Raw genomic sequence first — 26,994 nt, forward strand, 5'->3', positions numbered from 1 at the left:
TATACGGATGTGACAGAATTTGCCATTCCAAATAGCACACAGAAACTCTATTTATCGCCTGTTTTAGATGGCTTTAATAGCGAAATTATCGCCTATAATCTTTCTTGTTCTCCTAATTTAGAACAAGTGAAAGCTATGCTGGAGCAGGACTTTACAGAGAAATACTACGAAAATACGATTCTCCATAGTGACCAAGGTTGGCAATACCAACACGATTCTTATCATCGGTTCCTAGAAAGTAAGGGAATTCAAGCATCCATGTCACGCAAGAGCAACAGCCCAGCCAACGGTATGATGGAATCTTTCTTTGGCATTTTGAAATCGGAAATGTTTTATGGTTATGAGAAGGCGTTTCAGTCGCTTAAGCAATTGGAACAAGCTATTGTGGACTATATTGATTACTACAACAACAAACGAATTAAGATCAAACTAAAAGGACTTAGCCCTGTGCAATACAGAACTAAATCCTTCGCTTAAATTATTTGTCTAACTTTTTAGGGTCAGTACACAGAGCTGGTTTTTCATGTCTAATTGTCTGTTTCTACGAATCGTCCTAGGATGTGGACATTTTCGGATACAGAGACAAAGGCTGTCGGATCGACCTGTTTCATGATGTGTTTAAAATCATTAAACTCTGCTCGCGTGATAACCGTAATCAAGACTGCTTTTCTCTCGTGATTATAGGTTCCTTCTGCATCGTGGATCATAGTTGCTCCGCGGTGCAATTTTTTATGAATTTTTTCAATTACCTTCTCTGGATGATTGGTCACAATCATAGCCTGCATGCGTTTTTGCTTGGTAAAGACTGCGTCTGTCACACGACTCGATACAAAAATCGTAATCATGGAGTAAAGAGCGTATTTCCAACCAAAGGTCAGACCTGCTATCAGCATAATCATCCCATTTACCAAGAAAGAAATACTACCAACATTCTTACCCGTTTTCTTTCGAATAGTCAGACTGACAATATCTGTACCACCGCTAGAGATATTGTTACGGAGCGCAAAACCAATCCCCAAGCCCATGACAACACCCCCAAAAAGGGCATTGATGATGGGATCCTCTGTCAAGGTCACAACTGGCACAAGCTGGATAAAGAGAGAACTCATGGACACTGTGATAAAGGTAAAGATTGTAAACTTATGCCCAATCTGATACCAAGCCAAAATCATCAATGGAAAATTGATAGCATAAAAGGTTAGCGATATCGGAATGTAAAAGCCAAACCAGTGATGACTCAAGGCAGAGATAATCTGTGCCAAACCGGTCGCACCACTGGAGTAAACGTGTCCTGGTTGAAAAAAGAAATTGACTGCTACTGCTGACAAAAATCCATAGACCAGAGAGGCCGATACTTTCTCATCATATTTTTCCCGAGAGATACTTTGTAAAACTCGTAAGATTTTTATCTGATAAGCAAAGCGGCGCAGATAATAGCGCCACCGCTTAATTTGTTTTGCTTGTTTCATCTTCTTCTACTTGTAAGCTGAGTTCCTCTAGTTGTTTGAGAGCGACTGTTGATGGAGCTTGTGTCATTGGGTCGGTTGCCTTATTGTTCTTAGGAAAGGCAATGACTTCACGGATATTTTCTTCTCCTGCAAGCAACATGACAAAACGGTCAAGACCGATCGCCAAACCACCGTGTGGTGGGAAACCATAGTCCATAGCCTCAAGAAGGAAACCAAACTGGTCATTTGCTTCTTCGGCTGAGAAACCAAGAGCCTTGAACATGCGTTCTTGAAGGTCTTTTTGGTTGATACGAAGGCTACCACCACCAAGCTCATAACCGTTCAAGACGATATCGTAAGCAATGGCACGAACCTTAGCCAAATCACCTTCTAATTCGTGAGCTGTTTCTTCCTGTGGAAGGGTAAATGGATGGTGGGCGCTCATGTAGCGGTCTTCTTCTTCAGACCATTCAAACATTGGCCAATCAACCACCCAAAGGAAGTTGAACTTATCGTTATCAATCAAGCCAAGCTCTTTGGCAATACGGCCACGAAGGGCACCTAGTGTTGCATTGGCTACCTCAAGCGTATCTGCTACAAAGAGAACCAAGTCTTTGTCTTCTAAACCAAGGGCATTTGTCAAATCTGCTTGAATGCCCGTCAAGAACTTAGCAACTGGTCCGTTTAATTCTCCATCAACTACCTTGACCCAAGCAAGACCTTTGGCACCGTACTGTTTGGCTACTTCGGTCATCTTGTCGATGTCTTTACGTGAGTAGTTGTCCGCAGCTCCTTTGACTACAATGGCTTTAACAGCAGGTGCTTCTGAGAAGACTTTAAAATCAACACCCTTGACAACTTCTGTCAGGTCTTGAAGCAACATCTCAAAACGGGTATCTGGCTTATCAGAACCGTAAAGTGCCATAGCATCATCGTATTTCATACGCGGGAATGGCAGCGTTACTTCGATGCCTTTAGTTTCTTTCATCACGCGCGCAATCAAACCTTCTGTGATATCTTGGATTTCTTGCTCCGTAAGGAAGGATGTTTCCAAGTCGACCTGGGTAAATTCAGGCTGGCGATCTCCACGCAAGTCCTCGTCACGGAAACATTTGACGATTTGGTAGTAACGGTCAAATCCAGCATTCATCAAGAGCTGTTTCGTGATTTGTGGACTTTGAGGAAGAGCGTAGAAATGACCTTTATTGACACGAGACGGCACCAAATAGTCACGCGCCCCTTCTGGCGTTGACTTAGAAAGGAAGGGTGTTTCCACATCGATGAACTCTAACTCATCCAAGTAGTTACGGATAGAGTGGGTCACCTTTGCACGAAGTTTGAGATTTTCCAACATCTCTGGACGACGAAGGTCAAGGTAACGGTAACGCAAACGTGTATCGTCATTTGCCTCAATACCATCTTTAATCTCAAAAGGTGTTGTTTTGGCTGTATTCAGCACTGCCAGAGCTGTCACGTTCAACTCTACCGCACCGGTCGGCAATTTATCATTTGCTTGCTCACGCGCAGCAACTTGTCCAGTCACCTCGATGACAAATTCGCTACGAAGACTTTCAGCTGTTGCCATAACCTCTGCAGAAACTTTTTCAGGGTTGATAACCAACTGCATGATCCCTTCACGGTCACGAAGGTCAATAAAGATCAAACCACCCAAGTCACGACGACGGCCAACCCAGCCTTTCAAGGTTATTTCTTGTCCGATATGTTCCTCACGAACACGACCAGCATACATACTACGTTTCATTGTTTCTCTCCTCTTTTATTCTGTTACTATTTTACCATAAAAGCGCAAGCTCTTCATGAAAATCATCAGAAAAGTTTGATTGTCTTTAGAAATCAAAACGAACAGACAAAAAATCCGATGAAAACATTATCGGATTCTCTGATTATGATTCTTAACCTTTTTTACGCTTTTCAGCAATCTCAGCTGCCTTTTTAGGTAGAACAATCTCCGTCGCATAAGCCGAAGCAAAACGCAAGACACCTGCAATAGGCGCAAAGACAACTGCTAGATAGTTGTAAAAGAAATCACCTTTAAAGGCATAGGCAAGTGCCCCGATGATAAAGAAGAGAACGACTGCCTGTATCACTGCTAATAAAATTACTCGTTTCATGTGACCTCCTGACTCTATTATAGCATGAGTATCATCAAAAAGCCGATTAAATTATTCAAAGCATGTAAAGAAATGCTGTAAAGAAGGCCTTTTCGACTCACATAAGCCAGTCCCAAACTCAATCCCAGACTAGCATAGACTAAAAACTGTTGCAGAGTCCCTGGAAAATGAATCAAGGCAAAAAGGACACTCGATACAAGGAGAAACAGAGCTGTCTGTTTGCTATTGTCCTGCTTAGGAAAGAGATAGCGCGCCAGCATCCCTCTAAAGATGAGTTCTTCCGTCAGAGGAGCAAAGACTACCACCATAAAGAAACCAAAGACCGGCTGAGCAACTGTCAATTGTGATACGATTTGTTGATTGACCGACGGATCATCTGGCAAAAAGAACTGGGCTGTAATCGCTACTAGCAAAACCAGGGTTGGCAACCAAATATGTCGATTAAAAGCAGTCGTCTGGATGCTAACCTTTTCTGTCTGATACCATCTGTAAACTCCATAAACATAGGCCCCTGATAGGGCGACATAAAGTGGTAAGACTCCAAAGATCGAAGCTCCTAGGTCAAGCGCTGATAAAGCCATACTCTGAACCAGACCATAGCCAAAGAAAAAGGATAGAACAGCTAGAAGAAACCAGCCAAGATTTTTAAGTAGTTTCATAAAAGACTCCTATTTGAAATAACGTTTTGTTTTTCGCAATTGTGCAACATTGGTATACAAATGGATGACAACTGCCACGAGCAGAGCAACCAACTGTACTTGTCCTAATACCATAGATAGAACTACTAAGACAATATAGATACCTGGTATGATGAGCTGATTGACCTTGAACAAGATCAAGTAAGCTTCTTCCATCTCAGCCTGTTTTTCTCCCTCATCATAAGTATTGAGGTATTCCAAAACTTCCTTTGGAGTCGCCATAACAGAAAGTTTATAGTTACGAATCTTGCTTGTGATTTTTAGGCAGTAAACACCCGACCAAATACTTACAACTATCAAAAGTAAGGATGTTGCTGATATGCCGAATCTTCCTAAGTCTAAAATCATACAGAATAGCATACTAATTTGGGAAACATTCCAAGCCACTGTACCATAATCCAAGAAACGATACATAGCAAGATAGTCTTGTTCGTTTTCTTCGTCCTCTTCTTCTCTTTGATAGTTTTGATAGGCCTTATTGCTTTTTCTAATAAAATAAAAGGTTAGAGTTGCCGTAATCAGCCCTAGACCAAAAAAGATTGAGAACAAGGCAGAGATTACTTGCTCTTGATTGATACTTAAAGGATTAACTCTAAGAGCTCCGGCAAGTATTCCTAATAAAACTCCGGCAATAAAAACTTTCAGTGCAAAAATGATATGTTTCTTATCCATATTTTAACCTCTTTCTATAACAAGCCAGACAACCATTGACCAAAGGCTTTACCTGATTCATAAATTGCTGTCAAACCCTCTGTTCCAAGTGATACTAAAATCAAACAAACAGCAAACAAGAGAATAGCTTGATTTCTTGCTTTTTTCGCCCCTTCTCCTAAAGGATCTCTCCCAAGCCAGCCTGCTAGATAAGCATATAGGATGACTGTTAAAATCCCAAACTCTGTTGACGAAAGAAACAACAAAATTGCTGCTAAACGGATGACGTTAGTCTTGATATTAAAATAATTTCCTAAACCTGCACAGACACCTGCAAGTTCTTTGTTCTCAGTATCTACTTGAAAACCTGCTAAAAACTCTTTCATATTCATTCTCCTTTTTCACTTGCTAGATTTTTTGCTTTCTTTTCAATCCATTCAATTACTGGTATGAGGGCAAAGTAGGCCCAAATAAATTGGTCACTTTGATAGGGATTAAACCAGCCTAAGTCCATCCCAATCAGTAAAAACACACTGACTAATAGAACTATGGCAACTACATAATAGATTACTTTATACTTGTTCATCACTCGTCCTCCTCCAAGCGAAATACCGATTCGACTGTTTCGTTGAAAATTTGAGATATTTTCAGGGCAATCACAATGGACGGGGTGTACTCATCCCGTTCTAGCAAACTGATGGTTTGCCTGGACACGCCAGCTAGCTTGGCCAGTTCAGTTTGATTCAAACCATCGCGAGCCCGAAGCTCTTTTAGACGATTTTTTAGCATGTCTTTACTCCTTTGTTCTTAACTTGATTTCATTGTAACACATCTTTTTATTTTTGACAAGTATATTTGTCAAAAAGTTTAAGATTTTTGTCATTTTGTAAAAGAAAACGGTCAGGAATAAGATCCTGACCAGTTTTAAATACTATTAAAAGCCTAATTTTTCAAAGACTTGAGAAAAATTTTGGCTGATTGTATCAAGCGTAACTTCCACTTCTTTTCGAGTTTGGTTGTTCTTGACCTTGACTTGTCCGCTTTCGACTTCACTCTCACCTAAAGTAATGAGGGTCTTAGCCGCAAAGACATCGGCTGACTTAAACTGAGCTTTGAGTTTACGGTTGAGGTAATCACGCTCTGCTTTGAATCCTTGTTGGCGAAGGGCTTGTACCACTTCCAGGGCCTTGACATTTGCGTCTTCACCCAGGACTGCGATATAGACATCTAGGGCATTTTCAATAGGAAGGGCCACACCTTGTTTTTCAAGGATGAGGAGCAGACGCTCTACACCAAGTCCAAAACCAAATCCAGCAGTCTCAGGGCCACCAAAGTAGGAAACCAAGCCATCGTAGCGACCTCCTGCACAGACTGTCAATTCATTGCCCTCGATTTCAGTGATGAATTCAAAAATCGTGTGGTTGTAGTAGTCCAGACCACGAACCATATTGGTATCGATGATGTAATCTACACCCAGATTTTCCAACATCTGACGCACAGCATCAAAATGAGCTTGACTTTCTTCATCAAGGAAATCCAAGATAGACGGCGCATTCTCTACTGCCTCCTTGTCTTCTTTTTCCTTAGAGTCCAAGACACGGAGAGGATTTTCCTCCAAGCGACGTTGGCTATCCTTAGACAAGGTCTCCTTGAGCGGTGTCAAATAGTCAATCAAGGCTTGACGGTAGGCTGCACGGCTCTCAGGATTTCCCAGAGTGTTAAGATGCAATTTCACACCTTTAATGCCGATTTCTTTCAAGAAATGGGCTGCCATAGCGATGGTTTCCACATCGGTAGCTGGATTGCTAGAGCCAAAGCACTCAACACCGATTTGGTGGAACTGGCGCAAACGCCCTGCCTGTGGACGCTCATAACGGAACATAGGTCCCATGTAATAGAACTTGCTTGGCTTTTGCACTTCTGGGGCGAAAAGTTTATTTTCCACATAAGAACGGACAACGGGCGCAGTTCCTTCAGGACGAAGAGTGATATGGCGGTCTCCCTTATCGTAAAAGTCGTACATTTCCTTGGTTACGATATCAGTTGTGTCCCCGACAGAGCGACTGATAACCTCGTAATGCTCAAAAATAGGCGTGCGCACTTCTGCGTAGTTATAGCGCTTGAAAATTTCACGGGCAAAGCCCTCAACGTACTGCCACTTGGCAGATTCAGCAGGTAAAATATCCTGCGTTCCTTTTGGTTTTTGTAATTTCATAGGGAATCCTCTTTAAACTTAATAGTCTTATTTTACCATAAATAGAGGGATTAAAACAGTGAGAGTAGAAAATCTCAAGAGAGTCTTTTCAGAAAATTCATCAAAAACTTGCCAAATTGTCAGAATTATGAGAAAATAGAGGATATTTATCACGTGGAGGGACTGTTATGAGAGACGATATCAAAATCAATGACCGCGCTTTGGCCTTACAAGACCAAATTATCGAAAAACTAGAGAAGGTTTTTGATACAGATGTGGAATTGGATGTGTACAATCTAGGGCTGATTTATGAAATCAATCTGGACGAAACAGGTCTCTGCAAGATTGTCATGACTTTCACTGATACTGCCTGCGATTGTGCAGAAAGTTTGCCTATCGAAATCGTAGCAGGTCTGAAACAAATCGAAGGTATCGAAGATGTCAAGGTTGAAGTCACCTGGTCACCTGCTTGGAAGATCACACGAATCAGTCGCTACGGCCGTATTGCCCTTGGACTGCCACCTCGTTAATACTCTTCAAAAATCTCTTCAAACCACGTCAGCTTTATCTCCAACCTCAAAGCTGTGCTTTGAGCAACCTGCGCCTAGCTTTCTAGTTTGCTCTTTGATTTTTATTGAGTATAAGTAGGCAAATCACTTTTGAAGATTAAAAAAAGCAAGCCGAAGTTGGCTTGCTTTTCTTGTTTATTTTTTACCAGATTGTTCCATATTCCAGAAGTCTGTCACGGCTCCGCGTGAAGCAGATGATACGATATGAGCGTATTTACCGAGGACACCACGGCTATAAAGTGGTGGCAAGGTTGTTTCTGCCTTGCGTTTTTCAAGTTCTTCTTCGGATACGGCCATGGAAATTTCTTTGGTATCTTGGTCAACCGTAACGATATCGCCTGTACGGAGGTAAGCAATTGGTCCCCCATCTTGAGCTTCAGGGGCGATATGTCCGACAACGAGACCATATGTCCCACCAGAGAAACGGCCATCTGTCAAGAGGGCAACCTTATCTCCTTGACCTTTACCAACGATCATGGATGAAAGGGATAGCATCTCAGGCATACCAGGACCACCCTTAGGTCCAACGAAACGCACAACGACTACATCGCCATCAACGATTTCATCTGACAAAACAGCCTGGATAGCATCTTCTTCTGAGTCAAAGACCTTAGCCGGTCCAACGTGGCGACGCACTTTAACACCTGATACCTTGGCAACCGCACCATCAGGGGCAAGGTTCCCGTTCAAGATGATAAGCGGACCATCTGCACGTTTTGGATTTTCCAATGGCATGATGACTTTTTGACCTGGTGTAAGGTCTGCAAAATCAGCCAAGTTCTCAGCAACTGTCTTACCAGTACATGTGACACGGTCGCCATGAAGGAAACCATTTGCCAGCAAGTACTTCATAACTGCAGGCACACCACCGACTTCGTAGAGGTCTTGGAAGACATACTGACCAGATGGTTTCAAGTCGGCCAAGTGAGGTACACGTTCTTGGATTGTGTTGAAATCCTCAAGTGACAAGTCAACATTGGCAGCATGGGCAATGGCAAGCAAGTGAAGAGTGGCATTTGTAGAACCGCCGAGAGCCATTGTAACAGTAATGGCATCTTCAAAGGCTTCACGAGTCAAGATATCTGATGGTTTGAGACCGAGCTCCAACATCTTAACAACAGCACGTCCTGCTGCTTCGATATCTTCTTTCTTATCAGCTGATTCAGCTGGGTGAGATGATGAACCTGGCAAACTCATACCGAGAACTTCGATAGCAGTCGCCATGGTATTAGCTGTGTACATACCACCACAGCCACCAGGGCCAGGGCAGGCATTACATTCAAGACGTTTCACGTCCTCAGCTGTCATATCACCATGGTTCCATTTTCCGATACCTTCAAATACAGAAACCAAGTCAATGTCTTTTCCATCAAGATTTCCCGGTGCAATAGTTCCACCATAGGCGAAAATAGCTGGGATATCCATATTGGCAATGGCAATCATGGAACCAGGCATGTTCTTGTCACAGCCACCGATAGCGACGAAGGCATCCACGTTGTGACCACCCATAGCCGCCTCGATGGAGTCCGCGATGATGTCACGAGATGTTAGAGAGAAACGCATACCAGGCGTTCCCATGGCGATCCCGTCTGCTACGGTAATGGTTCCAAACTGTACCGGCCAGGCGCCCGCAGATTTGACACCTTCTTTGGCCAATTTCCCGAAATCATGTAAGTGAATGTTACATGGCGTATTTTCTGCCCAAGTCGAAATGACCCCAACAATCGGTGTTTCAAAGTCCTTATCTGTCATACCAGTCGCACGAAGCATAGCACGGTTTGGTGATTTTACCATACTGTCATAAATGCTACTGCGGTGACGTTTATCTAATTCAGTCATCTTATCCCTCCCATTTCAGTTTTTACTATTATAGCACATTTTAAAAGCAATGAACAGAAGAAAATTCTTGAATTTTCAGAAAATTTCGATTAATTCAATTGAATGACTTCTAATTTTTTCATCTTTTTTTGTCAAGTAACTTTACTTTACAAAAAAAATGTGTTATCCTAGTATGGTTGATGAAAATCACTAGATTGAATCGAATTTAAATACCTAAAGGAGAAATCAAAATGGCAGTACCTGCACGTCGCACTTCAAAAGCGAAGAAAAACAAACGTCGTACACACTACAAAGTAACAGCACCATCTGTAAACTTTGACGAAACTACTGGAGATTACTCACGTTCTCACCGCGTATCACTTAAAGGATACTACAAGGGACGTAAAATCGCTAAAGCTGCATCAGCTGAATAATAGAAGGGAGATACCATGCGCGTAAATATTACACTTGAACACAAAGAATCTGGTGAACGCTTGTACCTTACTTCTAAAAACAAACGTAACACTCCAGACCGTCTTCAATTGAAGAAATACTCACCAAAACTTCGCAAACACGTCGTGTTCACCGAAGTTAAATAAGAGTTAAATTAGTGAAAATAGCGTTAAATCAACATTTTAACACTTAATAATAGCCGAGTGGAAACATTTTGGCAACAAAAAAGGTAGTAAGATATAATCTTGCTACCTTTTTATAATCTCCGTTTTCGTATAACAGACTTCGCTAGTGATACGAAAGCCGTGATTTCAATTTATAGCGAAAGTACCCCCTCCAGTTTGTCTGCTACCTCTTTCATAGCAGAAGGGCGAAGATGGGAATAAACTCCCAAAGTTGTCTGTATATCCGCATGTCCTAACCTATTTTTAAGTTCTAGGTCATTCATACCCAAAGATAACAATAGACTTGCGTGGGAGTGCCTTAAATCATGTATACGAATACTTTTGACTCCAGCTATTTCTCCGTGTTTCTTCATGCTATTAGCAAGCATTGTCTTAGTCACAGGTAAGCAGTTATAAGAAAAGACAAAACTTATTTTTCCTAGCTTTTTCTGATGATTTTTCCATAAGGATAGCGCCTTAATCGTCGTATCATCAAGATAAATTTTTCTATTGCTTGAAAATGTTTTTGTAGGGTTAATTTGCCAATTATTTTTATTTTGATAAAACATAGACTTATTGACTTGTACAGCTTTATTCTCAAAATCAACATCTTCCCATGTTAAAGCTTGTAATTCGCTTATCCTCAAGCCTGTCATAAAGAGAAATAGAAAACAGATATATTTCAAATGTTCTACAACATCATCTTTTTCAAAGGTTTTAATAAATTTTTCAAATTCTTCTTTTGTCCAAAAATCAACCTTTTTTCTAGTCCTCTTCATATTTCCAACCTGCCGAGCAGGATTTTCGCTCACAACACCCAAAGTAAGCGCCATATCAAATAGCTCTTTTACTGTTTGATGTAAATCTTTCAAATAGTTATTAGATAGCCCCTCTTCCAAGATGTCTGTATGCCATTTTTTTATATGAATAGGTTTAACATCAACCATTTTCATAGGATAAAAATATTTCAATCTTTTCAACTTAGAAGAAAAGGTCATAAATGTCCTGGTTGTCACTTTATTCTTATAGTGAGGTACAAAATACTTTTCCAAAAACAACTCAACCGTTAAAGTAACACCATGTACAATAGCTTTTTTCGAGTGTTTCGCTATAAAATCATCATACCATTTCTTGGCTTCTGTTTGAGTTTTAAACCCTCTTTTCTTTTTCTGCATTCTTTTACCAGTCACTTCATCAAAACCCAGAGAAGCAACCGCATAATAAGAGCTACTAGCCTTGTCATAATATACATGAGGGATTTTAGGCATATTCTTCCACTTCCTCAAAATTTAATTTTGTACCCAGAATTTCCTCAACAGCTTCAACAGGAACTTGACCTAATCCCTTAGAATTATAGTAAGCAAAGCCCTTTTGTACCATCAAAGCCTTAGCCTGTTTAATCAAACTATAAGCCTGATAATTTCCAAAACCCAATTTTTTCAAATCTTCTTTTGTTACGAACATAGCATTTTTCTCCTTTTCATGTTATAATTATTTTGGTTTTATATTTTGATGTGTGATTGATTTTCACGCATCTTTTTTTTGCATCTAGTCCATAAATTCCTATCATTCAGGAACATATAAATATTATCTAATTCCTGCCTTATCGGTATACTCTTTTTAAATCGTATCACCCTAAAGTCAGCATCTAACCTTTCATCAAAGAACATCACAATTTTTTTAGTCATTTGTCACGTCCTTTGCTTTTTTAGGTAATATTCTAGGTAAAATATAATCTTCTAAAATATCTTGAACAAACTCATCTTTACATGATTTTCGGTAAACTTCTTTAGTGTCAAAATAAGTCATTATACCTTTTTCAGTATTTGGAACAGATAATTTTATAGTTTCAGAAAATACATACTCTCGCTCGCCACCTCTCTCAAAGATTTCTAATACATAATTAAAACGGCGAAGATACTGGTCAATATTTTCATGTTTAATCTGTCTAAAGAAATCAAATATCCCCTCAGTATTCGTTAAAATAAATATTCTACCAGCTACCAATCTATTACGATATCTTGCCGACATTCGAGAATTGTTTAAAGGGTCTAATAACTTCAACCAGTCTGCTGGTTTCAAACTATCATAGCGTAAGTCGTTTAAAAGAATTACTTCCTCCCCTCTATAAGCGTCAAATGGATTACTTAAATCACTATCATACATTCTCCAGTCAAGTCTTTCTTCTTTGGCAGCTTGTATGATATCATTCCCAATTTGTTTGGCAAAAGTCGTCTTACCACTGTCCGACCTACCATGTACAAATATAGCCGTCAGTTTAAACTCACCATTCTGTAATGCCCTCATAGTTTCTCTCGCTGAAAAAACAGCTTGAGCATGAAATGCCTCTTCAAATTTATTTTGATTGTTAGCCCAGAGAAATCTCAATTCTTCATCATCAAAAACATCATCTTCAGTTAGCTCTCCAGTAATAATCTTTTGGAAAACCATATCCAAACTCTCATCTGTTTTCTCACGTTTTTTAGTGGCTGCATACTTCTCAAAATCTTCTTTATTCTGATTGATAAAGGTTTCATAATCAAGCGTATCAAATGTTTCCACATCTCTAGCATGATACTGATATTTATCTTTATCCTTGGCATGGATAAGATAAGCTAAAGCGTTGATACGTGTTAGGTGTCTTCCTCCCCTTGATTTTGGAGTTTCTACACGTTCCTTTTCTACTCCAAGAGCCAAAGCAACTTTGGACAAATCCATTCGTCTTGGAAAATCAATATATCCGTGAATATGAGGTTCAACCAATTTTGTCCCATAAGAAATATCTTTATCATGGACGATAAAAGCAACTTCCACAAATTCCTCTTCTTCAACTAGTTCACGGATACGGTCAAATATTAACCTAAAAATCTTAGCTTTATTCTCTTCCCAGTTTTCAAGCAATTTCTTATCTGACACAGCCCAATCCCAAAAGACTGGTTTCAGTTGTTGCTCAAATAGAAAACGTCTATTTTGTATTCTTTTTACCATTTTTCTTCTTTCTATATCAAAAAATAATTTTGTATCTTTATTTTATTTTTTGTATGTATATGCTTTAGGTTTGAGTATATGCTCCATTTTTTAGAGCATATACTCAAGCATATACTCAAGCATAAACTCAAGAAAAACCCTTAATTTTTTGGCATTTTTGCTTTTCCTAACGCTACGCTGACACCTTCGGTAATGTCCTCGGAAAGCTTGCCAATCAAGGGATTACCCTTGGTTTGCACCATTCTATCGTCAAGTCCTAGAATGGCGCTCGCGCATAGGTTTTGAGTATATGAGTATATGCTCCCCCAAAAAAACTTTTTGACTAAAATTTCTGTATATTTAGGTAGCTTGGTTGCATTGCCCTATCGGAACAAGTCAGCCAACTAGATGCCCGCTGATACCCGCAACCGCGCAGGGCGAACCGCCCTTTTTGCGGTTGCTATCAGCTACTAGTTAGCTCACTTGTAAACCGGTAGGAGCAAGGCGGCCAGCTCCCATCATATACAGAAAATTTAAACTTACATAGCAAGTTTTAGCCCAGAGGCTACTAGTTTGACGGCTTTATATCCTGCATTTCGACCCTCAACCCAGTCCGCTTTAACCTGCACATCTAGCAACTCAACGAATAGAGAGCCACCAAACTCAACGGTTTCTTCAATCTCCTCAAAACTGCCATGGACTTCAATCTTAATGGACTTAACGTCCTCTTGGTCAATTAAGCCATCATTTACAGCCTTAGCGGTTCGTTCATCAATTCCCTCTAAAATGTAATGACTCAAAATGTCGGTTTGTTTACCGTCTTTGAACTTCTTACTTGTTCGAGCTTTAGAAAAATCCACTAGAATTTTTTTAGGAATATCAAATTGAGAGCTTTCAAGTGCTACTTCTTTAAGTGAAAGAGGGGAAGTTAGTTTAATTTTTTTATTTGCCATTTTTTATATTTCCTTTTCTATTTTTTTAATTTAGAGAAGAACCCTTTACCCTGCTTTTCTTCCAAGGCTTCAAGTCGTTCTTCTAGTTTTTCTAATCGTCTAATGCTATTTTTCAAAGAAATAATCTGAAAGTTTGTACTTTTATTACTTTCTTTCTGTTTCTCTTTGAACTTTTTTAAATCAGCCACATCTTGCTTAAGTGCTCTTTCTTCGGCACTCTTCAAGTCGCCCCATATATCCGTTACAGCTTTAGTCATGTTTTTTGTCTCATCAATTCGCTTAGAAAGTTTGATAAACTTTTCAAATTCTTCCTCAGTAAATTGATAATGATCTTTCATGTGCTTACGTGTGACCTTTATTTTGACTTTCTTAAACTCGTAACCTGATAAGCGTTCAATACTTATCCGCCATTTTTTAACAGCGCTATAGGACTTGCCAGTGGCTTCCATGATATCTTTATACTCGTAATAATTCTTATTCGGCATCTCCTTTCCTCTTTTCTGTATATATGTTATAATTTAGATAGATTTATTTTATTGTGTCTTTGAGGTTTTTTCTTCAAAGACTTTTTAATAAAACCATAGGTACCACCCCCTAAAAATAATACTCTTAGTAAGAGTAATTTCATTATACTCCTGAAAAGAGTATTTGTCAACGATTAAACACGATTTATTTTGTTTTATTTAGAAAGGCTTTAATATGAGCATATTTTCAGAAAGATTAAAAGAGTTAAGAAAAAAAAGAGGATACACACAAACAGAACTGGCAAAATATATAAATATGAGACAAGGTAGTTATACAAAATGGGAAACAGGCATGACAGAACCAAGAATTGATAGTATAATACCGCTAGCTAAGATTTTAAATACTACAGCAGATTATCTACTAGGATTAACTGATATCTCCGAACGGAATCCTAAGATTAGCTCAATCAAAGAAACAGAAGCTATAGATGAAGATAAATTAAAAGAAATCTTAAAAATACAAGGAGATGGACAAGTAGATTTCTTTATTCTCAAGTTAATAAAAAATCGAGAAAAAGACCCAAAAGAATTATTTGAGGAATTAACAAAAGATAGCGACCCGATATCAAAAGAAATTGCTTCTATAGATTTCAACACCGCCATTAGAAAACTAAACGAATATGGCAACAATTCGGAAACAACAGAAACAAAATAACCCTATTTTTAGTAACTTAAAACTTATTAAAACTTAATAAAATATAGCGTTTTAGTTAAGACAATAGCTATATGTTACAGAAGTTAAATAAGCATACCTAACTCAAAACGCCTTACTGGGCGTTTTTTGCTTTATTGGCTGGCAGTCTATAGCTTTTGAGGAGAGATTTATGACATTTTATCTTTGGATGTTCCCGCTACTCTTTATCTTTCACGATATGGAAGAAATTATCGGTCTTGTCCCTTGGATTCATCTCAACGAGACCTTGCTGGCTCAAAAGGCTCCAGCTATTCTCAAGATTCACAAAGGAATTACAACAGAGGGATTTGCCCTTGCTGTTTTTGAGGAGTTTATCATTGTCTTATCCATCACTTTATTAGCGTATTTTAGTCAATCTAGAGCGCTCGAATTAGTTTGGTTGGGGGGATTTGTAGCCTTTGCACTTCATCTCTTGATCCATATTGGACAATCAATTCTTCTTCGCAAGTATATACCTGCTCTGATTACTTCTATCCTTTGTTTTCCTGTCAGTGCTTATTTGATTACAGACATCGTGCATTTGTGGAAGGTTTCGACTAGCGAATTTTTCCTATTTTCACTGGTCGGTTCAGGCATCGTCGTCATCAATCTCCTCTTTGCTCTCTGGCTTGGGAAAAAATATTCCGCCTGGCTTGCCCATAACCATTAACAAAAAAATCTGAGACAAAATGGTTCTCAAATTCTTAGTTATAAAAGAGAATAGGCGGAATCGCCGAATGTCGCCCCCCACTAGCTAAGTAGCGCGTTGGTAATAGATATTTTGTGTCCTACTATATAGCTATGCTTTCATGCCACTAATTCTTATTATATAGAGAAAAACAAATTAATTATTCCAAGCGATTCCTGATAATTTTACTATATTACAAAGATAATACAGTAGTCATTTTAACATCGAGATGAATTTTTCCTGTTACCTAATAGTATCCTTTTAGATTAATTACCAATTATTTATGAAATTTTCTGTATACCATATGTTACTTTTCTATACATAATTAATCTTTTATAACTGATACGGAACCATTTGAGCTAATTGCTCGACAACAATCTGTATAAACTTCGATAAAATCATATCCTCCATGTAAAGCAATGCTTTTGGCTTTATCGAGCCCACCAGGTAATGTCTCTCCTCGTTTATAATGCTCAATGATTTCTCCAACTAAGTCTAGGGTGTGCGCTTCATAAGGTGCTCCTAAATAACATTTTGCTACAAAACCTAGGAGAATTCCATTAATACCCACATCTGGAAATTCTAACTTAATTGTATTAATAATTTCATTTACTTCCTTTTTATTATGAACATGTCCTCCTGCATCTAGTTGATGAATAGCATCCATATATTCTTTAGATCGTGATTTTCTTAGAAGCCTATCTAAACTCAATTTATCTATCTGTGGTTGTTTTAAGTTAGAAGTCATGATATGGCTTACTTGTGTTTGTTTTTGGGATTGATATAGATTTAACATTGGTTTAGGCATCTATTTTTCTCCTAATTGTGTTATAAGTTATATTTTGCAATTTAAGATTCCTTTTAATGATACTCTCAAAAAAGAGCTTCCATTTAGGGAATTATGAAAATGGACACGAAACTGAGATTACAGTTACCGTGTCCAACTAATGAACTTATTAAACAAGTACTTTTCTTGTTTTAGGTCCACTTTGTTTATGAACAAGTCCCTCTCCGCCGATTGGTTTTCCAGATGCAGGAACAGCTCTTTCTTTCCCCCAATCTCTAATAGCATCAATTTTTTCTGGGCTAGTTTGAGAGAGTGGGACTACATTATTGAAAGCAGTCATGATATTCTCTTCGTTGAGAATAAAATTATCATTAGCGATAGCTCGGTAAGCTAAATCTCTAACTGTCGATTCTAAGTCCGCGCCAGTGAAACCATCACTTATTTGAAGAATATTATCAGAAAAATCTCCTTCAAATTCTAGACTTAAGTATTTTTTAAAATACAAAGCAAGTATTTCTTTACGCTCATCTGCAGTAGGTAAATCAACAAAGAATAACTCATCAAATCTTCCTCGACGGAGAAGTTCTGATGGGAGCATAGACACATCATTAGCTGTTGCAACTACAAAAACTTGTTTTTTGCATTCTTGCATCCAGAATAAGAATTGACCGACCATACGAGTAGATACGCCACCATCATTAGCGCCACCAGTAGCTCCTGATAGTCCTTTTTCTATTTCATCAATCCATAAAACACACGGAGATACATTTTCAGCGGTAGTTAGAGCATCCTTGAGTTGCTGTTCAGACTGACCTACATAACTTCCTTGAACCGTTGCAAAATCTAAACGATATAATGGAAGTTTCCAGTTAGCGGAAATTGATTTAGCAGATAAAGATTTTCCGCATCCAGGGACACCTACTAGGAGTATCCCTCTAGGTGGTTGCAAACCTTTCTCACGTAACATATCTTTCTTTTCGGGAGTTAGCAGTCCTTTCTTTTCGTTAAGCCACTTTCTTAACCCTTCAAGCCCTCCGACATCCTTCACAGAATCATCTACAACGATTTTTTCTAGACCAGAGATATCAGAGAATAGGCGATCTTTTGCAAATCTTATCTCATCTAAATCAGATTTTCTTATGCACTTATTTGCAATCAAAGCTGCGATAACGTTCTCCGCCTCGATTCTAGTTACCCCATTGAGAGCTGCAGCAGCTTCTCGAATATCGGAGTTGTCCCATTCAATCTGGATATCATTTCGATAGTCGTCAATGTATTCTCGAATTATCGAGTACATTTCCTCTTCGTTAGGTAAATCTATTTTTACTGTCATACCTTGCCGTTGAAGTTGATTCCAAATAGGGGTATTGGTAAAAACTATTACAACGCCTCCAGTTTCATTGGCTAGATTGACCAATGCTAAGACTTGTTTAGAATCGCTATTTTCATTACTAAGATCCGGAACTTCTGTCAGTACAATAGTTTGGTATTGTTTCTTTTGCATTTGGTCCGTCATGTAATCTATTGCACCATAAACAGATTTATCATCGTTAACATTCTTACCAGAACTAAGATTATACACACCTTTGGTGAGAGTGTGTACGTTGAACGGAAGTTGTAATTCTTCAGATATTTCCTTTAACATATCTAATGTTCTACTTGGCTCAATGGTATTGATAGCAATAAAAGGGATTCTTGCAAGTGAATATCTCGTAAGAAGTTCTTTGCTTTTTACTATATTACTCATTTACTGTTCACCTTTATTTAAAAAAGAATTAATTTTATGATTTCTAATAATACTTGACATTTTCCCGCTTCGGTCCTGTTTTGCAGATTCTTCTAAAGATTTTTGCATACTATTAGCTTGTTCTATAACGAGATTTAGGTAGTGTTGTCGCTCTTTATCCGGAATTGCAGGAAGATTGATTGCTTCAGCTAAGAACGTCAATTCTTTCCTCAAAGAAAGAATTGCTTGAATAATAGTTCCCTCGTATCCTTGGGATTTTAGTAAATCATTTTGAAACTTATCTGAAGCTACATTCATACGGTAATTAACAGCGTCAATTAACTTTGTAGAGAAACGTTCTGCCACACCGTATTGCCATTCGATAGTTCCAGATTTCATCATTTTTAAAACTGTTTCATCATCATCTTTGTTTTTAAAAACAGTTAAGATATTTACCCATTCTGCATATGTTTGTGGTTTATTCATTATTTTTGCCGTTTCCTTCTGACTAGCAATTGTGGAGGCACGATATCCCATGAAGGGAGTCCCTCAGCAAACACGCTCATAGGTTCTTCAGTGACATCTTCTTCAGTATTAATGCTCTTAAATGGAGTGGTGTTATTAGATGATAGCTTACTATCGCCTTTATATTTTTCATCCATGTCAATTACCTCCTCAAATTTTAATCTTTCTATTAGATGATGCCAACTTGTTTACATATTGTTCAGGTCTTATTTGTTCGAGGAAGTCAAGAACTTTAGCACTTTCAGCATCTTTCTCTGCAAATTCAATTCTAAAGTCTACAATTTCAGCTAGAGTAGCTCTTATAATTTGTTCACCATTCACTCTTTTATTCTCATATTGTTCTTCAATTTTCTTGCGACTCTTTTCAATGTTTTCAATATTAGATTTATGCTTAAGAACCATAAAAATCCCTGCTATAATAGCTATTAAACCTAAGAAAATATTCCCAAAAATCATCATTAAACCGATTACTCCTATAGCTATACCACCATACAAAAGGAATTTATCAAATAAACTTGGGAAGTAGTTTGACAAAGTTTGTTCTTTTTCAGAGTCAATCTGAGAATTGAATTTTTCAATCAACTCATTTTCGTTTTGGCCATCTGTTGATTTATCATTAAAGGTATCCACATTTATTTCAATTTCGTAAGGAATCTTCATGCGATTTTTTGCAGTAACGTCATTATAAGCGTTTGTTACCCAATCACGAGAAAGAGCCAGTGCAAATTTTTGGGTTGATATGCTTGAGTGAGAAGATTCGGGTTTCATTGCTGCATCGGTAAGCAACTGGGTGAAGTCTTTATGGGTTTCAAATGCAGTCGCCTCAATATCCATGTTTTGATGAGCACGGTTGTCATCTCCTCCGAAGTCAACCACAAGCTGCTCGAATTTTTCTTGTTTTCGAAGAGCTAGTTCCTCGTTATCAAAATCAGTCACAAGTGTGTCTAAAATATCGTCTAATTGTTCTTTGACGCTTTCTGTAGACCCTTTTTTCTCAAAAATATCAGTTAGATAGTTTAATATTTGTTCATGGAGATGAGCACCTTCTAAAATATCCTCTAGAACAGGCCAACTATTACTATATTTTCTTAGGTTAGGGTATAAATCTTCATCTAGTTCGCTTCTTTTTAAGTTAATAGCTTCGGACCATTGTTCTGTTTGCTGTTCAGTAAAACCAGGTTTTTCTTCAAGTCGACTGAGCCATTCATTCATTTGACGTGAGATGACTCCTTCGGTATCAGCTCCCAAGAGTCCGCTCGCAAAAGCATCCAAGATAATTATAGAATTTCTGTCGAGATTTTCTTCATCTTGATTAGCTAAATAACGTTGAGTCCACTTAAGGCACGCGTTCTTTCTGTTAGCTCTTCTACAAATTAAGGCAAAGAAAAGGGAGGTTTTTTCATCATTTCGTTTAATCCCTTCCTTAACTGCTTTTTCAGCTAACTCGGGTTGATCATTTATCCATGCTGCTAATGCAACCAAGCATGGAGCAAGCCAGTAACCTGGAGTTGATATCATTAGTTCTTCTGTTGCAGTGCTGATTGTTTCTTTTTTGACAATTCCTAAATCATCAGCTTGTAAAATCCCTGTGGTAGTACGACGAACAATATCATAATGTCCGTATTTCTTCTCAATTTCCTGACGGATTTTTACTAGTCGAGTTTCAGCTTGTCCTAGTCTATTAGCTTTTTGTTGGATATTAACAAATTCATGAAATTCCTGTGCTAAACTACCAATTTCATCATACACGATTTGAAGATTTTCGTTTGCTACATCAACTCTAGCATCAATTGTTCGTAATCCTTCATGGATAGAGCGCAAGTTATTCTCGATAGCTCGAAGATCAGCTTGATGTATTATTCTTTCAGCCATAATATCCCCCTTGTTAATGATTTCTAAATTAATTAGAAAAAATTTTGACTAATTTTCTAAATAAACTATCTTATAATCATTTTAATTTTTTCCTTATAGAAAAAGAATATCATAATTATTTTATTAATTCAACTTACCATGAGAAAGAAGAGAAAGTATTTGATTCGCGCTGACCTTATAGTTACTCGATTGGTATTTTTGGTATATAGAAATCGATTATCGTATCAATGAAGCTTTAGCCTTATCATGGTCTGATATTGACTTAGATAATGCCATTGGGCATATTACAAAAACACTAAACTATAGTCAAGAACTCAATAGTCCTAAATCAAAATCTAGCTATCGTGATATCGATATAGGCCAAGCGACTATTGCCATGTTGAAAGCCTACCAGCTTAGACAAATTCAAGAGTCTTGGAAGTTAAGGCGAACTGAAACAGTTGTATTCTCTGACTTTATCCATAACTACCCAAGTAACAAAACCTTGAGTACACGTCTAAAAACTCGGTTTAAACATGCTGGCGTTCCTAACATTGGCTTTCACGGTTTCCGTCATACACACGCTACAATCATGCTATACGCTGGCATAGAGGCGAAAGATTTACAGTATAGGCTAGGCCACTCTAATATCTCAATGACCTTGAATACTTATGTCCATGCTACCAAAGAGGGAGCAAAAAAAGCCGTCTCAATCTTTGAGGCAGCCATCAGCAATTTATAAATAATAAGGGTGCCCCATTTTTGGGCTACCCTATTACTATACCTAAAATTAGTTAAGGGTAACTAAAAGGGTAGTAAAAACAAAAAAAGCACTCTAGGATAGAGGCCTAAAGTGCTTCGTTTCAAGGCTTTACAGCCAATCTTATTCAATAAAATATTACAACATTTTGTTGTAGAATTCAACGACAAGTGCTTCGTTGATTTCTGGGTTAATTTCATCGCGTTCTGGCAAGCGAGTCAATGAACCTTCCAATTTTTCAGCGTCGAATGATACGAATGCTGGACGTCCAAGAGTTGCTTCAACAGCTTCAAGGATTGCTGGAACTTTCAATGATTTTTCACGAACTGAGATCACTTGACCTGGAGTTACGCGGTATGATGGGATATCAACGCGTTTTCCGTCAACAAGGATGTGACCGTGGTTTACGAATTGACGAGCTTGACGACGAGTAGTCGCAAGACCAAGACGGTAAACAACGTTATCCAAACGACGTTCCAAAAGAAGCATGAAGTTGAAACCTAGGATTCCGCCTTTGATTTTTGTAGCTTGTACGAACAAGTTACGGAATTGTTTTTCACCTACACCGTAAGTGAAACGAAGTTTTTGTTTTTCAGCCAATTGCAAACCGTATTCTGACAATTTAGAACGGTTGTTTGGTCCGTGTTGTCCTGGTACGTAGTTACGACGTGCCAATTCTTTACCTGTACCTGTAAGTGAAAGGCCAAGGCGACGAGCTTGTTTCCAAGATGGTCCTGTATAACGTGACATATGTATGTCCTCCTGATATAAATAATATTTGGCGGAAATAGTCACTTAGAGAGCCCTGATTCGTGCAGATGCCCTTCGCCTAAACAGCCAAGGTTACTTGTCATAAGACACCTGTTGACGAGCTTCATGCTTTCCTGCTGCTATTTCACACAAAGGCTATTGTACCATGAAAAGCTAGATTTGTAAAGGGATTTTACGGTTTTATTTCAAATTGAGGCTGAATGTAAACTTGCTTCCTAAGCCATACTGACTTTCTGCTGTGATTTCGCCACCAAGCTGATGGGCTAGTTCTCGTGCAATCGCAAGACCTAAGCCATGCCCACCCGTCTTCATATTGCGCGAAGTTTCTACACGATAAAGTCGTTTAAAGATTTTTTCCAAATCCTCAGGATGAATCCCCTGACCCGCGTCTTTCACACTGATTGTCAGCTCTTGTTCTGTTAATTGGGCAAGAACCTCGATTCTGGTTCCTGGTTCTGAATATTTAAAGGCATTGTTTAACAAATTGACCAGAATGCGAGAAAGTTTGTCAGAATGGCTCTTGATTTTCGCTGACTCAGGTGATACTTGAATGTAAACATCCCGCTCCTCTTGTTCAATCTGGAGTTGAAATTCACTCATTGACTCAATCAACAGCTGATCTAAAAAGACCTCTTCGACTTCTTCATCAGCAGTATCTTGAGGTTGCGTGTTAAGAGTCAAAACATCCAATTCCTCTACTAGCTTGTTTAGACGCTCAGTTTGCCGACCAATCGTGGTTAAGTAGTGGAGTCGTTCCTCTTCCTTGATCACTCCATCTAGAATTCCCTCCACAGTAACCTGAATGGAGGTAATGGGAGTTTTAATATCGTGAGAGAGCTGCGCAATCATCATTCTTTTTTCTTGCTCACTCTCATCAAGTGATTGAAAGGTGGCTTGCAAATTGTGGGACATGTCATTAAAAGCCTGACCCAGCTCTTGAAATTCTAATGGGCCTTTGGTTTCAATTTCTGTGCTGAAATCCTTGCCAGCTATATCCTGAGCTTGTTTTTTCAAATGTTTCAGAGAAGAAAAAACAGGTGACAGAAGAAAGATGCTCACTGCAGCACCAATGAAACTAGCAATCAAGGTCATTCCAACGAGAAAGTAAACTTCACTTTTCTCAATCAACATTCGTTGGACTGCCCAGAAAACGACCAAAATCGTTAGTAGAGTCGACACTAGATACCCCACTAAAATATAGTTTTTTAATTTCATTTTCTACCTCTTGGTCTTTCCATCTTATAGCCCAAACCCCAGACAGTTTTGATAGCAGGAGCATTTGAATTTGTATACTTAGTCAACTCTTGCCTCAAAGCATGGATATGAACATTGAGTGTATTGGTATCATCCACATAGTCCTCTTGCCATACCTTCTCGTAAAGTTCCGTCTTTGAAAAGACTCTCTCAGGATTGCTAGCCAATATCCATAGAAGTTCAAAGGATTTCACTGTCAATTCCAAAGGTTGCTCCCCTATGCGAACCTCATGAGTCACATGGTTGATCACTAAGTCACCAAGCTCGATCTGCTCTGTCTCACCTCCACGGCTAAGGCGACGCAAGATATTATTCACTCTTAAAACCAATTCGCGTGGGCTAAACGGTTTGGCTATGAAATCATCTGCCCCCAAACTTAATCCATAAATCTTATCCTGCTCGCTTGTCTTAGCAGTTGTAAAGAGGAAGGGTTGATCCGGAGCGATATACTGAACTTCACTGATAAAATCATAACCGTCCATATTGGGCATCATGATATCTGTGATGATGAGGTCGATAGATTTTTTTCTGAAAAGTTCTAATCCCTCCTTGCCATCATGGGCGACTAAAACATCGTATCCTGCCTGTAAAAGATAGCGGTTTTGAATATCTAGAATATCTAACTCATCATCAACCAGCAAAATTGTCTTTTTCATCTGACACTCCTTCGATAAAAACAGTGTTATACTTGCTTTAGTATAACACTATTTTCCCTAATGTTTAAGTGATTTGAATCTTAATCTTCTCGTTTGGTTGTCAAACCCAAAAGTCCAACAAGACCTGCCAAGGCTAGACCAAAGATACCAAGGCCAGCTGTAGCCGTTTTAGCTTCCCCAGTATTTGGTAGCATCGCTTTATCATCTTTTTTCATCATATTAGCCATTGGGCTAGAAGCTGGTTGATCGACCTTCATATCTGACATATGGTGATTTGTACCCATCATACCCTCAGTCATACCTGTAGAGCCTGTTTCAGAAGGCTTCGTATTCATCTGACCTTGTTGAGATGGTATTGTCGTCATTTCTTTTCCACGAAGCTGAATCGTTACTTGACGAGTTGCGATAAGATTGGTCAAATCTGGTTTTCCATCTTTAGAACCATACACTTTGACAGTAGCTTGGTAAGTGTGAGTGCCATTGGCACGAAGTTGGTCTAGAAGGGCTTGTCCTTCTTTGCCTGTCGTGTTGCCATTCAAATCCACTTCGTAGAAATATTGGCCTTTAGCCAAGCCTTCAAGTGGCAATAGAGCAGGATTTTTAGCTGAACCATTATCTGACCATGGGGCTTTGTCTGAGGCTTTTAACAAGAGACGAGTCAACATACCATCACCACCGAAAGCTTCATATGGAATGACCTGGTTGACACCTGCCAAGAATGGACCTGGAACATTTGCTTTTTCAAGGTAGCTAGCTGGAACATCAATCATGTCTTTGACATTGTTAACAACAGAGTCTTTAACCTGATTTGGTGTGGTTGAAGCGTTTAAATTAACAGTCAAATCTTTAGTCGCTACCAGATTAGTTAAGTCAGGCTTGCCGTCTTTTGCACCGTACACCTTGATAGTAGCTTTGTAGCTTTGCGTACCATTTTGTTTCAAGAGGTCAAGCAGCTCTTTATCAGATTTTCCTTGGGTGCCTGCCAAGTCTACTTCGTAGAAGTAAAGGCCTTTGCCCAATTTCTCTACTGGTGGGAGAGCTGGATTTTTAGCTGAGCCATTGTCTGACCATGGAGCCTTATCAGATGCTTTCAAGATAAGGCGAGTCAACATGCCATCACCAGCGAAGAATTCGTATGGAATGACTTGGTTGACACCAGCTGTAAATGGACCTGGGAAGTTGGCCTTGTCTAGGTAGCTTGCTGGGACATCTACTGTATCTTTGGTGTTGTCGGCCACACCTTTTTGCACTTCAGCTGGAGTGGTCAAACCATTCAAGTTAACATCCAAATCTTTAGTCGCTACCAGATTAGTTAAGTCAGGCTTGCCGTCTTTTGCACCGTACACCTTGATGGTAGCTTTATAGCTTTGCGTACCATTTTGTTTCAAGAGGTCAAGAAGCTCTTTATCTGATTTTCCTTGGGTGCCTGCCAAATCCACTTCGTAGAAGTAAAGGCCTTTGCCCAATTTTTCTACTGGTGGGAGAGCGGAATTTTTAGCCGTTCCGTTGTCTGACCATGGAGCCTTGTCAGATGCTTTCAAAATCAGGCGAGTCAACATGCCATCGCCACCAAAAGCTTCGTATGGAATGACTTGATTGACACCAGCTGTAAATGGTCCTGGGAAATTGGCTTTGTCAAGGTAGCTTGCTGGGACATCTACCGTATCTTTGGTATTGTCTGCCACACCCTTTTGTACTTCAGTTGGAGTGGTCAAACCATTCAAGTTAACAGTCAAATCTTTCGTTGCTACGAGATTAGTTAAGTCTGCCTTGCCATCTTTGGTACCGTACACCTTGATGGTAGCTTTATAGCTTTGCGTACCATTTTGTTTCAAGAGATCAAGCAGCTCTTTGTCAGATTTTCCTTGGGTGCCTGCCAAATCCACTTCATAGAAGTAGAGGCCTTTGCCCAATTTTTCTACTGGTGGGAGAGCGGAATTTTTAGCCGTTCCGTTGTCTGACCATGGGGCTTTGTCTGATGCCTTCAAAATCAGGCGAGTCAACATACCATCGCCACCAAAAGCTTCGTATGGAATGACTTGGTTGACACCAGCTGTGAATGGTCCTGGGAAATTGGCTTTGTCAAGGTAGCTAGCTGGGACATCTACTGTATCTTTGGTGTTGTCAGCCACACCCTTTTGCACTTCAGCTGGAGTGGTCGCTGGTTGCGCTTCACTGGCTTCACGGTCTTGTCCAGAAACTGTAGACGCAGGACTTTCTACAGGTTTAACTGCATCTTCTGTTTGTTTCTTAGAGTCAGGTTGTGCTTGCACTTCTTCTTTTGGTGCTACTACTGGCTCTTTAGCAGTTTCGTCCGCTTTTTCTGAAGAGTTTGTGGTATCCACACTTGCTTTAGGTGTTGGAATAGACTGTTCTGAAGGAAGAGCTACATCGACTGCTTTTTTGAGAACCTCTGCTGGTAAGTCGCTCTTTGCACTCACCGAAGCAGCGTCTGGTACGACTTGGGCAGGAGTCGGATTGACCACATCAGCACGTGCAGAACTTGGTTGGCCAACTAGGACAAAGAAGCCACTAGCCACAACAACTGAAGCAACACCGACACTGAGACGGCGAATAGACCAACGAGTATATCTCTGATTTGGATTGAATTTCATAGGATTCTCCTTAGAGTTTTTCTTTATTTGATGGCTCTAGTATAATCTCCTAAAATTAAAAAGGATTAAGAAAAAGTTAAAATTTTTCTTAAATCCCTCTTATAAAATACTTATATT

The 26,994-nt window shown here is 39.1% G+C and carries 30 protein-coding genes and 1 pseudogene; 7 read left to right on the forward strand and 24 right to left on the reverse strand.

Annotation, left to right across the window (positions count from 1 at the left end):
- The coding region (locus ACIY14_RS06060; protein ID WP_409001931.1) for an IS3 family transposase at window positions 1-477 on the forward strand (477 nt) is incomplete at its 5' end.
- Window positions 478-527: 50 nt separating this feature from the next.
- On the opposite strand, the gene ACIY14_RS06065 is transcribed toward ACIY14_RS06060, so the two are convergent.
- The 9 genes from ACIY14_RS06065 to hisS form a co-directional block, all read right to left on the reverse strand.
- Window positions 528-1,469 (reverse strand): YitT family protein, encoded by a 942-nt coding sequence (locus tag ACIY14_RS06065; RefSeq protein ID WP_409001932.1) that lies wholly within the window; start codon window positions 1,467-1,469, stop codon window positions 528-530.
- Window positions 1,447-3,210, reverse strand: coding sequence for an aspartate--tRNA ligase (gene aspS / locus ACIY14_RS06070; RefSeq protein WP_409001933.1), 1,764 nt, complete (start codon window positions 3,208-3,210; stop codon window positions 1,447-1,449). The genes ACIY14_RS06065 and aspS overlap by 23 nt, the downstream gene beginning before the upstream one ends.
- A 151-nt stretch (window positions 3,211-3,361) precedes the next feature.
- The gene (locus ACIY14_RS06075; protein WP_000832176.1) at window positions 3,362-3,580 is read right to left on the reverse strand and encodes a hypothetical protein; all 219 of its coding nucleotides are present in this window, start codon (window positions 3,578-3,580) and stop codon (window positions 3,362-3,364) included.
- 17 nt (window positions 3,581-3,597) lie between these two features.
- Window positions 3,598-4,239, reverse strand: coding sequence for a lysostaphin resistance A-like protein (locus ACIY14_RS06080; RefSeq protein ID WP_409001934.1), 642 nt, complete (start codon window positions 4,237-4,239; stop codon window positions 3,598-3,600).
- Window positions 4,240-4,248: 9 nt separating this feature from the next.
- Entirely contained in the window at window positions 4,249-4,950 is a 702-nt protein-coding gene (locus tag ACIY14_RS06085) for a DUF3169 family protein (RefSeq protein ID WP_409001935.1), read from the reverse strand.
- Window positions 4,951-4,964: 14 nt separating this feature from the next.
- Window positions 4,965-5,315: a PspC domain-containing protein gene (locus ACIY14_RS06090; RefSeq protein WP_409001936.1), complete on the reverse strand. Its 351-nt coding sequence runs from the start codon at window positions 5,313-5,315 to the stop codon at window positions 4,965-4,967.
- Between the two features lie 2 nt (window positions 5,316-5,317).
- Entirely contained in the window at window positions 5,318-5,515 is a 198-nt protein-coding gene (locus ACIY14_RS06095; RefSeq protein ID WP_409001937.1) for a hypothetical protein, read from the reverse strand.
- Window positions 5,515-5,718 carry a helix-turn-helix transcriptional regulator gene (locus tag ACIY14_RS06100; protein WP_084945484.1) on the reverse strand — a complete coding sequence of 68 codons (204 nt, stop codon included), beginning with the start codon at window positions 5,716-5,718 and terminating at the stop codon, window positions 5,515-5,517. Before ACIY14_RS06100 ends, ACIY14_RS06095 begins: the two co-directional genes overlap by 1 nt.
- Window positions 5,719-5,863: 145 nt before the next feature.
- Entirely contained in the window at window positions 5,864-7,144 is a 1,281-nt protein-coding gene (gene hisS, locus ACIY14_RS06105) for a histidine--tRNA ligase (protein WP_409001938.1), read from the reverse strand.
- Between the two features lie 167 nt (window positions 7,145-7,311).
- Here hisS and ACIY14_RS06110 point away from each other — a divergent pair, with 167 nt between their 5' ends.
- Window positions 7,312-7,653, forward strand: coding sequence for a metal-sulfur cluster assembly factor (locus ACIY14_RS06110; RefSeq protein ID WP_001204052.1), 342 nt, complete (start codon window positions 7,312-7,314; stop codon window positions 7,651-7,653).
- Window positions 7,654-7,827: 174 nt separating this feature from the next.
- Here ACIY14_RS06110 and ilvD read toward each other — a convergent pair whose 3' ends face one another.
- Window positions 7,828-9,531, reverse strand: a complete 1,704-nt coding sequence (gene ilvD / locus ACIY14_RS06115; protein ID WP_409001939.1) for a dihydroxy-acid dehydratase — start codon at window positions 9,529-9,531, stop codon at window positions 7,828-7,830.
- Window positions 9,532-9,761: 230 nt separating this feature from the next.
- On the opposite strand from ilvD, the gene rpmF reads away from it, so the two are divergent.
- Window positions 9,762-9,944 (forward strand): 50S ribosomal protein L32, encoded by a 183-nt coding sequence (rpmF, locus tag ACIY14_RS06120; protein ID WP_000290417.1) that lies wholly within the window; start codon window positions 9,762-9,764, stop codon window positions 9,942-9,944.
- Window positions 9,945-9,959: 15 nt separating this feature from the next.
- A complete protein-coding gene (gene rpmG, locus ACIY14_RS06125; protein WP_001265622.1) occupies window positions 9,960-10,109 on the forward strand; it encodes a 50S ribosomal protein L33 in 150 nt (49 codons plus the stop codon).
- A gap of 170 nt (window positions 10,110-10,279) precedes the next feature.
- Here rpmG and ACIY14_RS06130 read toward each other — a convergent pair whose 3' ends face one another.
- From ACIY14_RS06130 to ACIY14_RS06150, 5 genes are all read right to left on the reverse strand, one after another.
- The gene (locus ACIY14_RS06130) at window positions 10,280-11,395 is read right to left on the reverse strand and encodes a tyrosine-type recombinase/integrase (RefSeq protein WP_409001940.1); all 1,116 of its coding nucleotides are present in this window, start codon (window positions 11,393-11,395) and stop codon (window positions 10,280-10,282) included.
- A complete protein-coding gene (locus tag ACIY14_RS06135; RefSeq protein WP_000498227.1) occupies window positions 11,388-11,591 on the reverse strand; it encodes a DUF3173 family protein in 204 nt (67 codons plus the stop codon). The genes ACIY14_RS06130 and ACIY14_RS06135 overlap by 8 nt, the downstream gene beginning before the upstream one ends.
- A gap of 216 nt (window positions 11,592-11,807) precedes the next feature.
- Window positions 11,808-13,115, reverse strand: a complete 1,308-nt coding sequence (locus ACIY14_RS06140; protein WP_409001941.1) for a Rep family protein — start codon at window positions 13,113-13,115, stop codon at window positions 11,808-11,810.
- 518 nt (window positions 13,116-13,633) lie between these two features.
- Window positions 13,634-14,047, reverse strand: coding sequence for a hypothetical protein (locus ACIY14_RS06145; RefSeq protein WP_409001942.1), 414 nt, complete (start codon window positions 14,045-14,047; stop codon window positions 13,634-13,636).
- A gap of 17 nt (window positions 14,048-14,064) precedes the next feature.
- Window positions 14,065-14,532, reverse strand: coding sequence for a hypothetical protein (locus ACIY14_RS06150; protein WP_409001943.1), 468 nt, complete (start codon window positions 14,530-14,532; stop codon window positions 14,065-14,067).
- Between the two features lie 214 nt (window positions 14,533-14,746).
- Between ACIY14_RS06150 and ACIY14_RS06155 the strand changes: the two genes are divergently transcribed.
- Together ACIY14_RS06155 and ACIY14_RS06160 are read left to right on the forward strand one after the other, a co-directional pair.
- The gene (locus ACIY14_RS06155; RefSeq protein WP_409001944.1) at window positions 14,747-15,226 is read left to right on the forward strand and encodes a helix-turn-helix domain-containing protein; all 480 of its coding nucleotides are present in this window, start codon (window positions 14,747-14,749) and stop codon (window positions 15,224-15,226) included.
- A 169-nt stretch (window positions 15,227-15,395) separates the two neighbouring features.
- Window positions 15,396-15,914, forward strand: coding sequence for an HXXEE domain-containing protein (locus tag ACIY14_RS06160; RefSeq protein WP_409001945.1), 519 nt, complete (start codon window positions 15,396-15,398; stop codon window positions 15,912-15,914).
- 343 nt (window positions 15,915-16,257) lie between these two features.
- On the opposite strand, the gene ACIY14_RS06165 is transcribed toward ACIY14_RS06160, so the two are convergent.
- From ACIY14_RS06165 to ACIY14_RS06185, 5 genes are all read right to left on the reverse strand, one after another.
- On the reverse strand, window positions 16,258-16,740 hold the full coding sequence (locus ACIY14_RS06165) for a hypothetical protein (RefSeq protein WP_409001946.1): 483 nt from the start codon (window positions 16,738-16,740) through the stop codon (window positions 16,258-16,260).
- Between the two features lie 148 nt (window positions 16,741-16,888).
- The gene (locus ACIY14_RS06170; protein ID WP_409001947.1) at window positions 16,889-18,466 is read right to left on the reverse strand and encodes an AAA family ATPase; all 1,578 of its coding nucleotides are present in this window, start codon (window positions 18,464-18,466) and stop codon (window positions 16,889-16,891) included.
- Entirely contained in the window at window positions 18,467-18,982 is a 516-nt protein-coding gene (locus ACIY14_RS06175) for a hypothetical protein (RefSeq protein WP_409001948.1), read from the reverse strand.
- Window positions 18,931-19,107 (reverse strand): hypothetical protein, encoded by a 177-nt coding sequence (locus tag ACIY14_RS06180; protein WP_248026330.1) that lies wholly within the window; start codon window positions 19,105-19,107, stop codon window positions 18,931-18,933. Before ACIY14_RS06180 ends, ACIY14_RS06175 begins: the two co-directional genes overlap by 52 nt.
- A 13-nt stretch (window positions 19,108-19,120) precedes the next feature.
- Window positions 19,121-20,842 (reverse strand): glycerol-3-phosphate acyltransferase, encoded by a 1,722-nt coding sequence (locus ACIY14_RS06185; protein ID WP_248026327.1) that lies wholly within the window; start codon window positions 20,840-20,842, stop codon window positions 19,121-19,123.
- A gap of 217 nt (window positions 20,843-21,059) precedes the next feature.
- Here ACIY14_RS06185 and ACIY14_RS06190 point away from each other — a divergent pair.
- Window positions 21,060-21,563: pseudogene (locus tag ACIY14_RS06190) on the forward strand (site-specific integrase); the annotation flags it as partial.
- A gap of 156 nt (window positions 21,564-21,719) precedes the next feature.
- Here the strand turns inward: ACIY14_RS06190 and rpsD are convergent.
- The 4 genes from rpsD to ACIY14_RS06210 all read right to left on the reverse strand — a co-directional run bounded on the left by rpsD (window position 21,720) and on the right by ACIY14_RS06210 (window position 26,877).
- Entirely contained in the window at window positions 21,720-22,331 is a 612-nt protein-coding gene (rpsD, locus tag ACIY14_RS06195; RefSeq protein ID WP_000092756.1) for a 30S ribosomal protein S4, read from the reverse strand.
- A 201-nt stretch (window positions 22,332-22,532) separates the two neighbouring features.
- Complete coding sequence (locus ACIY14_RS06200) at window positions 22,533-23,567, reverse strand: sensor histidine kinase (protein WP_409001949.1); 1,035 nt, start codon at window positions 23,565-23,567, stop codon at window positions 22,533-22,535.
- Complete coding sequence (locus tag ACIY14_RS06205) at window positions 23,564-24,262, reverse strand: response regulator transcription factor (protein WP_409001950.1); 699 nt, start codon at window positions 24,260-24,262, stop codon at window positions 23,564-23,566. Before ACIY14_RS06205 ends, ACIY14_RS06200 begins: the two co-directional genes overlap by 4 nt.
- Before the next feature lie 80 nt (window positions 24,263-24,342).
- A complete protein-coding gene (locus tag ACIY14_RS06210; RefSeq protein ID WP_409001951.1) occupies window positions 24,343-26,877 on the reverse strand; it encodes an SSURE domain-containing protein in 2,535 nt (844 codons plus the stop codon).
- Window positions 26,878-26,994 lie beyond the last annotated feature (117 nt).

The sequence above is a fragment of the Streptococcus sp. ST16 genome (assembly GCF_046098135.1).
GTDB lineage: Bacteria > Bacillota > Bacilli > Lactobacillales > Streptococcaceae > Streptococcus.

Excerpts from the sequence above, each read along its gene's own strand:
- ACIY14_RS06065 (WP_409001932.1), bottom strand. The coding sequence starts at position 1,469 with ATGAAACAAGCAAAACAAATTAAGCGGTGGCGCTATTATCTGCGCCGC.
- aspS (WP_409001933.1), bottom strand. The coding sequence starts at position 3,210 with ATGAAACGTAGTATGTATGCTGGTCGTGTTCGTGAGGAACATATCGGA.
- ACIY14_RS06075 (WP_000832176.1), bottom strand. The coding sequence starts at position 3,580 with ATGAAACGAGTAATTTTATTAGCAGTGATACAGGCAGTCGTTCTCTTC.
- ACIY14_RS06080 (WP_409001934.1), bottom strand. The coding sequence starts at position 4,239 with ATGAAACTACTTAAAAATCTTGGCTGGTTTCTTCTAGCTGTTCTATCC.
- ACIY14_RS06085 (WP_409001935.1), bottom strand. The coding sequence starts at position 4,950 with ATGGATAAGAAACATATCATTTTTGCACTGAAAGTTTTTATTGCCGGA.
- ACIY14_RS06090 (WP_409001936.1), bottom strand. The coding sequence starts at position 5,315 with ATGAAAGAGTTTTTAGCAGGTTTTCAAGTAGATACTGAGAACAAAGAA.
- ACIY14_RS06095 (WP_409001937.1), bottom strand. The coding sequence starts at position 5,515 with ATGAACAAGTATAAAGTAATCTATTATGTAGTTGCCATAGTTCTATTA.
- ACIY14_RS06100 (WP_084945484.1), bottom strand. The coding sequence starts at position 5,718 with ATGCTAAAAAATCGTCTAAAAGAGCTTCGGGCTCGCGATGGTTTGAAT.
- hisS (WP_409001938.1), bottom strand. The coding sequence starts at position 7,144 with ATGAAATTACAAAAACCAAAAGGAACGCAGGATATTTTACCTGCTGAA.
- ACIY14_RS06110 (WP_001204052.1), top strand. The coding sequence starts at position 7,312 with ATGAGAGACGATATCAAAATCAATGACCGCGCTTTGGCCTTACAAGAC.
- ilvD (WP_409001939.1), bottom strand. The coding sequence starts at position 9,531 with ATGACTGAATTAGATAAACGTCACCGCAGTAGCATTTATGACAGTATG.
- rpmF (WP_000290417.1), top strand. The coding sequence starts at position 9,762 with ATGGCAGTACCTGCACGTCGCACTTCAAAAGCGAAGAAAAACAAACGT.
- rpmG (WP_001265622.1), top strand. The coding sequence starts at position 9,960 with ATGCGCGTAAATATTACACTTGAACACAAAGAATCTGGTGAACGCTTG.
- ACIY14_RS06130 (WP_409001940.1), bottom strand. The coding sequence starts at position 11,395 with ATGCCTAAAATCCCTCATGTATATTATGACAAGGCTAGTAGCTCTTAT.
- ACIY14_RS06135 (WP_000498227.1), bottom strand. The coding sequence starts at position 11,591 with ATGTTCGTAACAAAAGAAGATTTGAAAAAATTGGGTTTTGGAAATTAT.
- ACIY14_RS06140 (WP_409001941.1), bottom strand. The coding sequence starts at position 13,115 with ATGGTAAAAAGAATACAAAATAGACGTTTTCTATTTGAGCAACAACTG.
- ACIY14_RS06145 (WP_409001942.1), bottom strand. The coding sequence starts at position 14,047 with ATGGCAAATAAAAAAATTAAACTAACTTCCCCTCTTTCACTTAAAGAA.
- ACIY14_RS06150 (WP_409001943.1), bottom strand. The coding sequence starts at position 14,532 with ATGCCGAATAAGAATTATTACGAGTATAAAGATATCATGGAAGCCACT.
- ACIY14_RS06155 (WP_409001944.1), top strand. The coding sequence starts at position 14,747 with ATGAGCATATTTTCAGAAAGATTAAAAGAGTTAAGAAAAAAAAGAGGA.
- ACIY14_RS06160 (WP_409001945.1), top strand. The coding sequence starts at position 15,396 with ATGACATTTTATCTTTGGATGTTCCCGCTACTCTTTATCTTTCACGAT.
- ACIY14_RS06165 (WP_409001946.1), bottom strand. The coding sequence starts at position 16,740 with ATGCCTAAACCAATGTTAAATCTATATCAATCCCAAAAACAAACACAA.
- ACIY14_RS06170 (WP_409001947.1), bottom strand. The coding sequence starts at position 18,466 with ATGAGTAATATAGTAAAAAGCAAAGAACTTCTTACGAGATATTCACTT.
- ACIY14_RS06175 (WP_409001948.1), bottom strand. The coding sequence starts at position 18,982 with ATGGGATATCGTGCCTCCACAATTGCTAGTCAGAAGGAAACGGCAAAA.
- ACIY14_RS06180 (WP_248026330.1), bottom strand. The coding sequence starts at position 19,107 with ATGGATGAAAAATATAAAGGCGATAGTAAGCTATCATCTAATAACACC.
- ACIY14_RS06185 (WP_248026327.1), bottom strand. The coding sequence starts at position 20,842 with ATGGCTGAAAGAATAATACATCAAGCTGATCTTCGAGCTATCGAGAAT.
- rpsD (WP_000092756.1), bottom strand. The coding sequence starts at position 22,331 with ATGTCACGTTATACAGGACCATCTTGGAAACAAGCTCGTCGCCTTGGC.
- ACIY14_RS06200 (WP_409001949.1), bottom strand. The coding sequence starts at position 23,567 with ATGAAATTAAAAAACTATATTTTAGTGGGGTATCTAGTGTCGACTCTA.
- ACIY14_RS06205 (WP_409001950.1), bottom strand. The coding sequence starts at position 24,262 with ATGAAAAAGACAATTTTGCTGGTTGATGATGAGTTAGATATTCTAGAT.
- ACIY14_RS06210 (WP_409001951.1), bottom strand. The coding sequence starts at position 26,877 with ATGAAATTCAATCCAAATCAGAGATATACTCGTTGGTCTATTCGCCGT.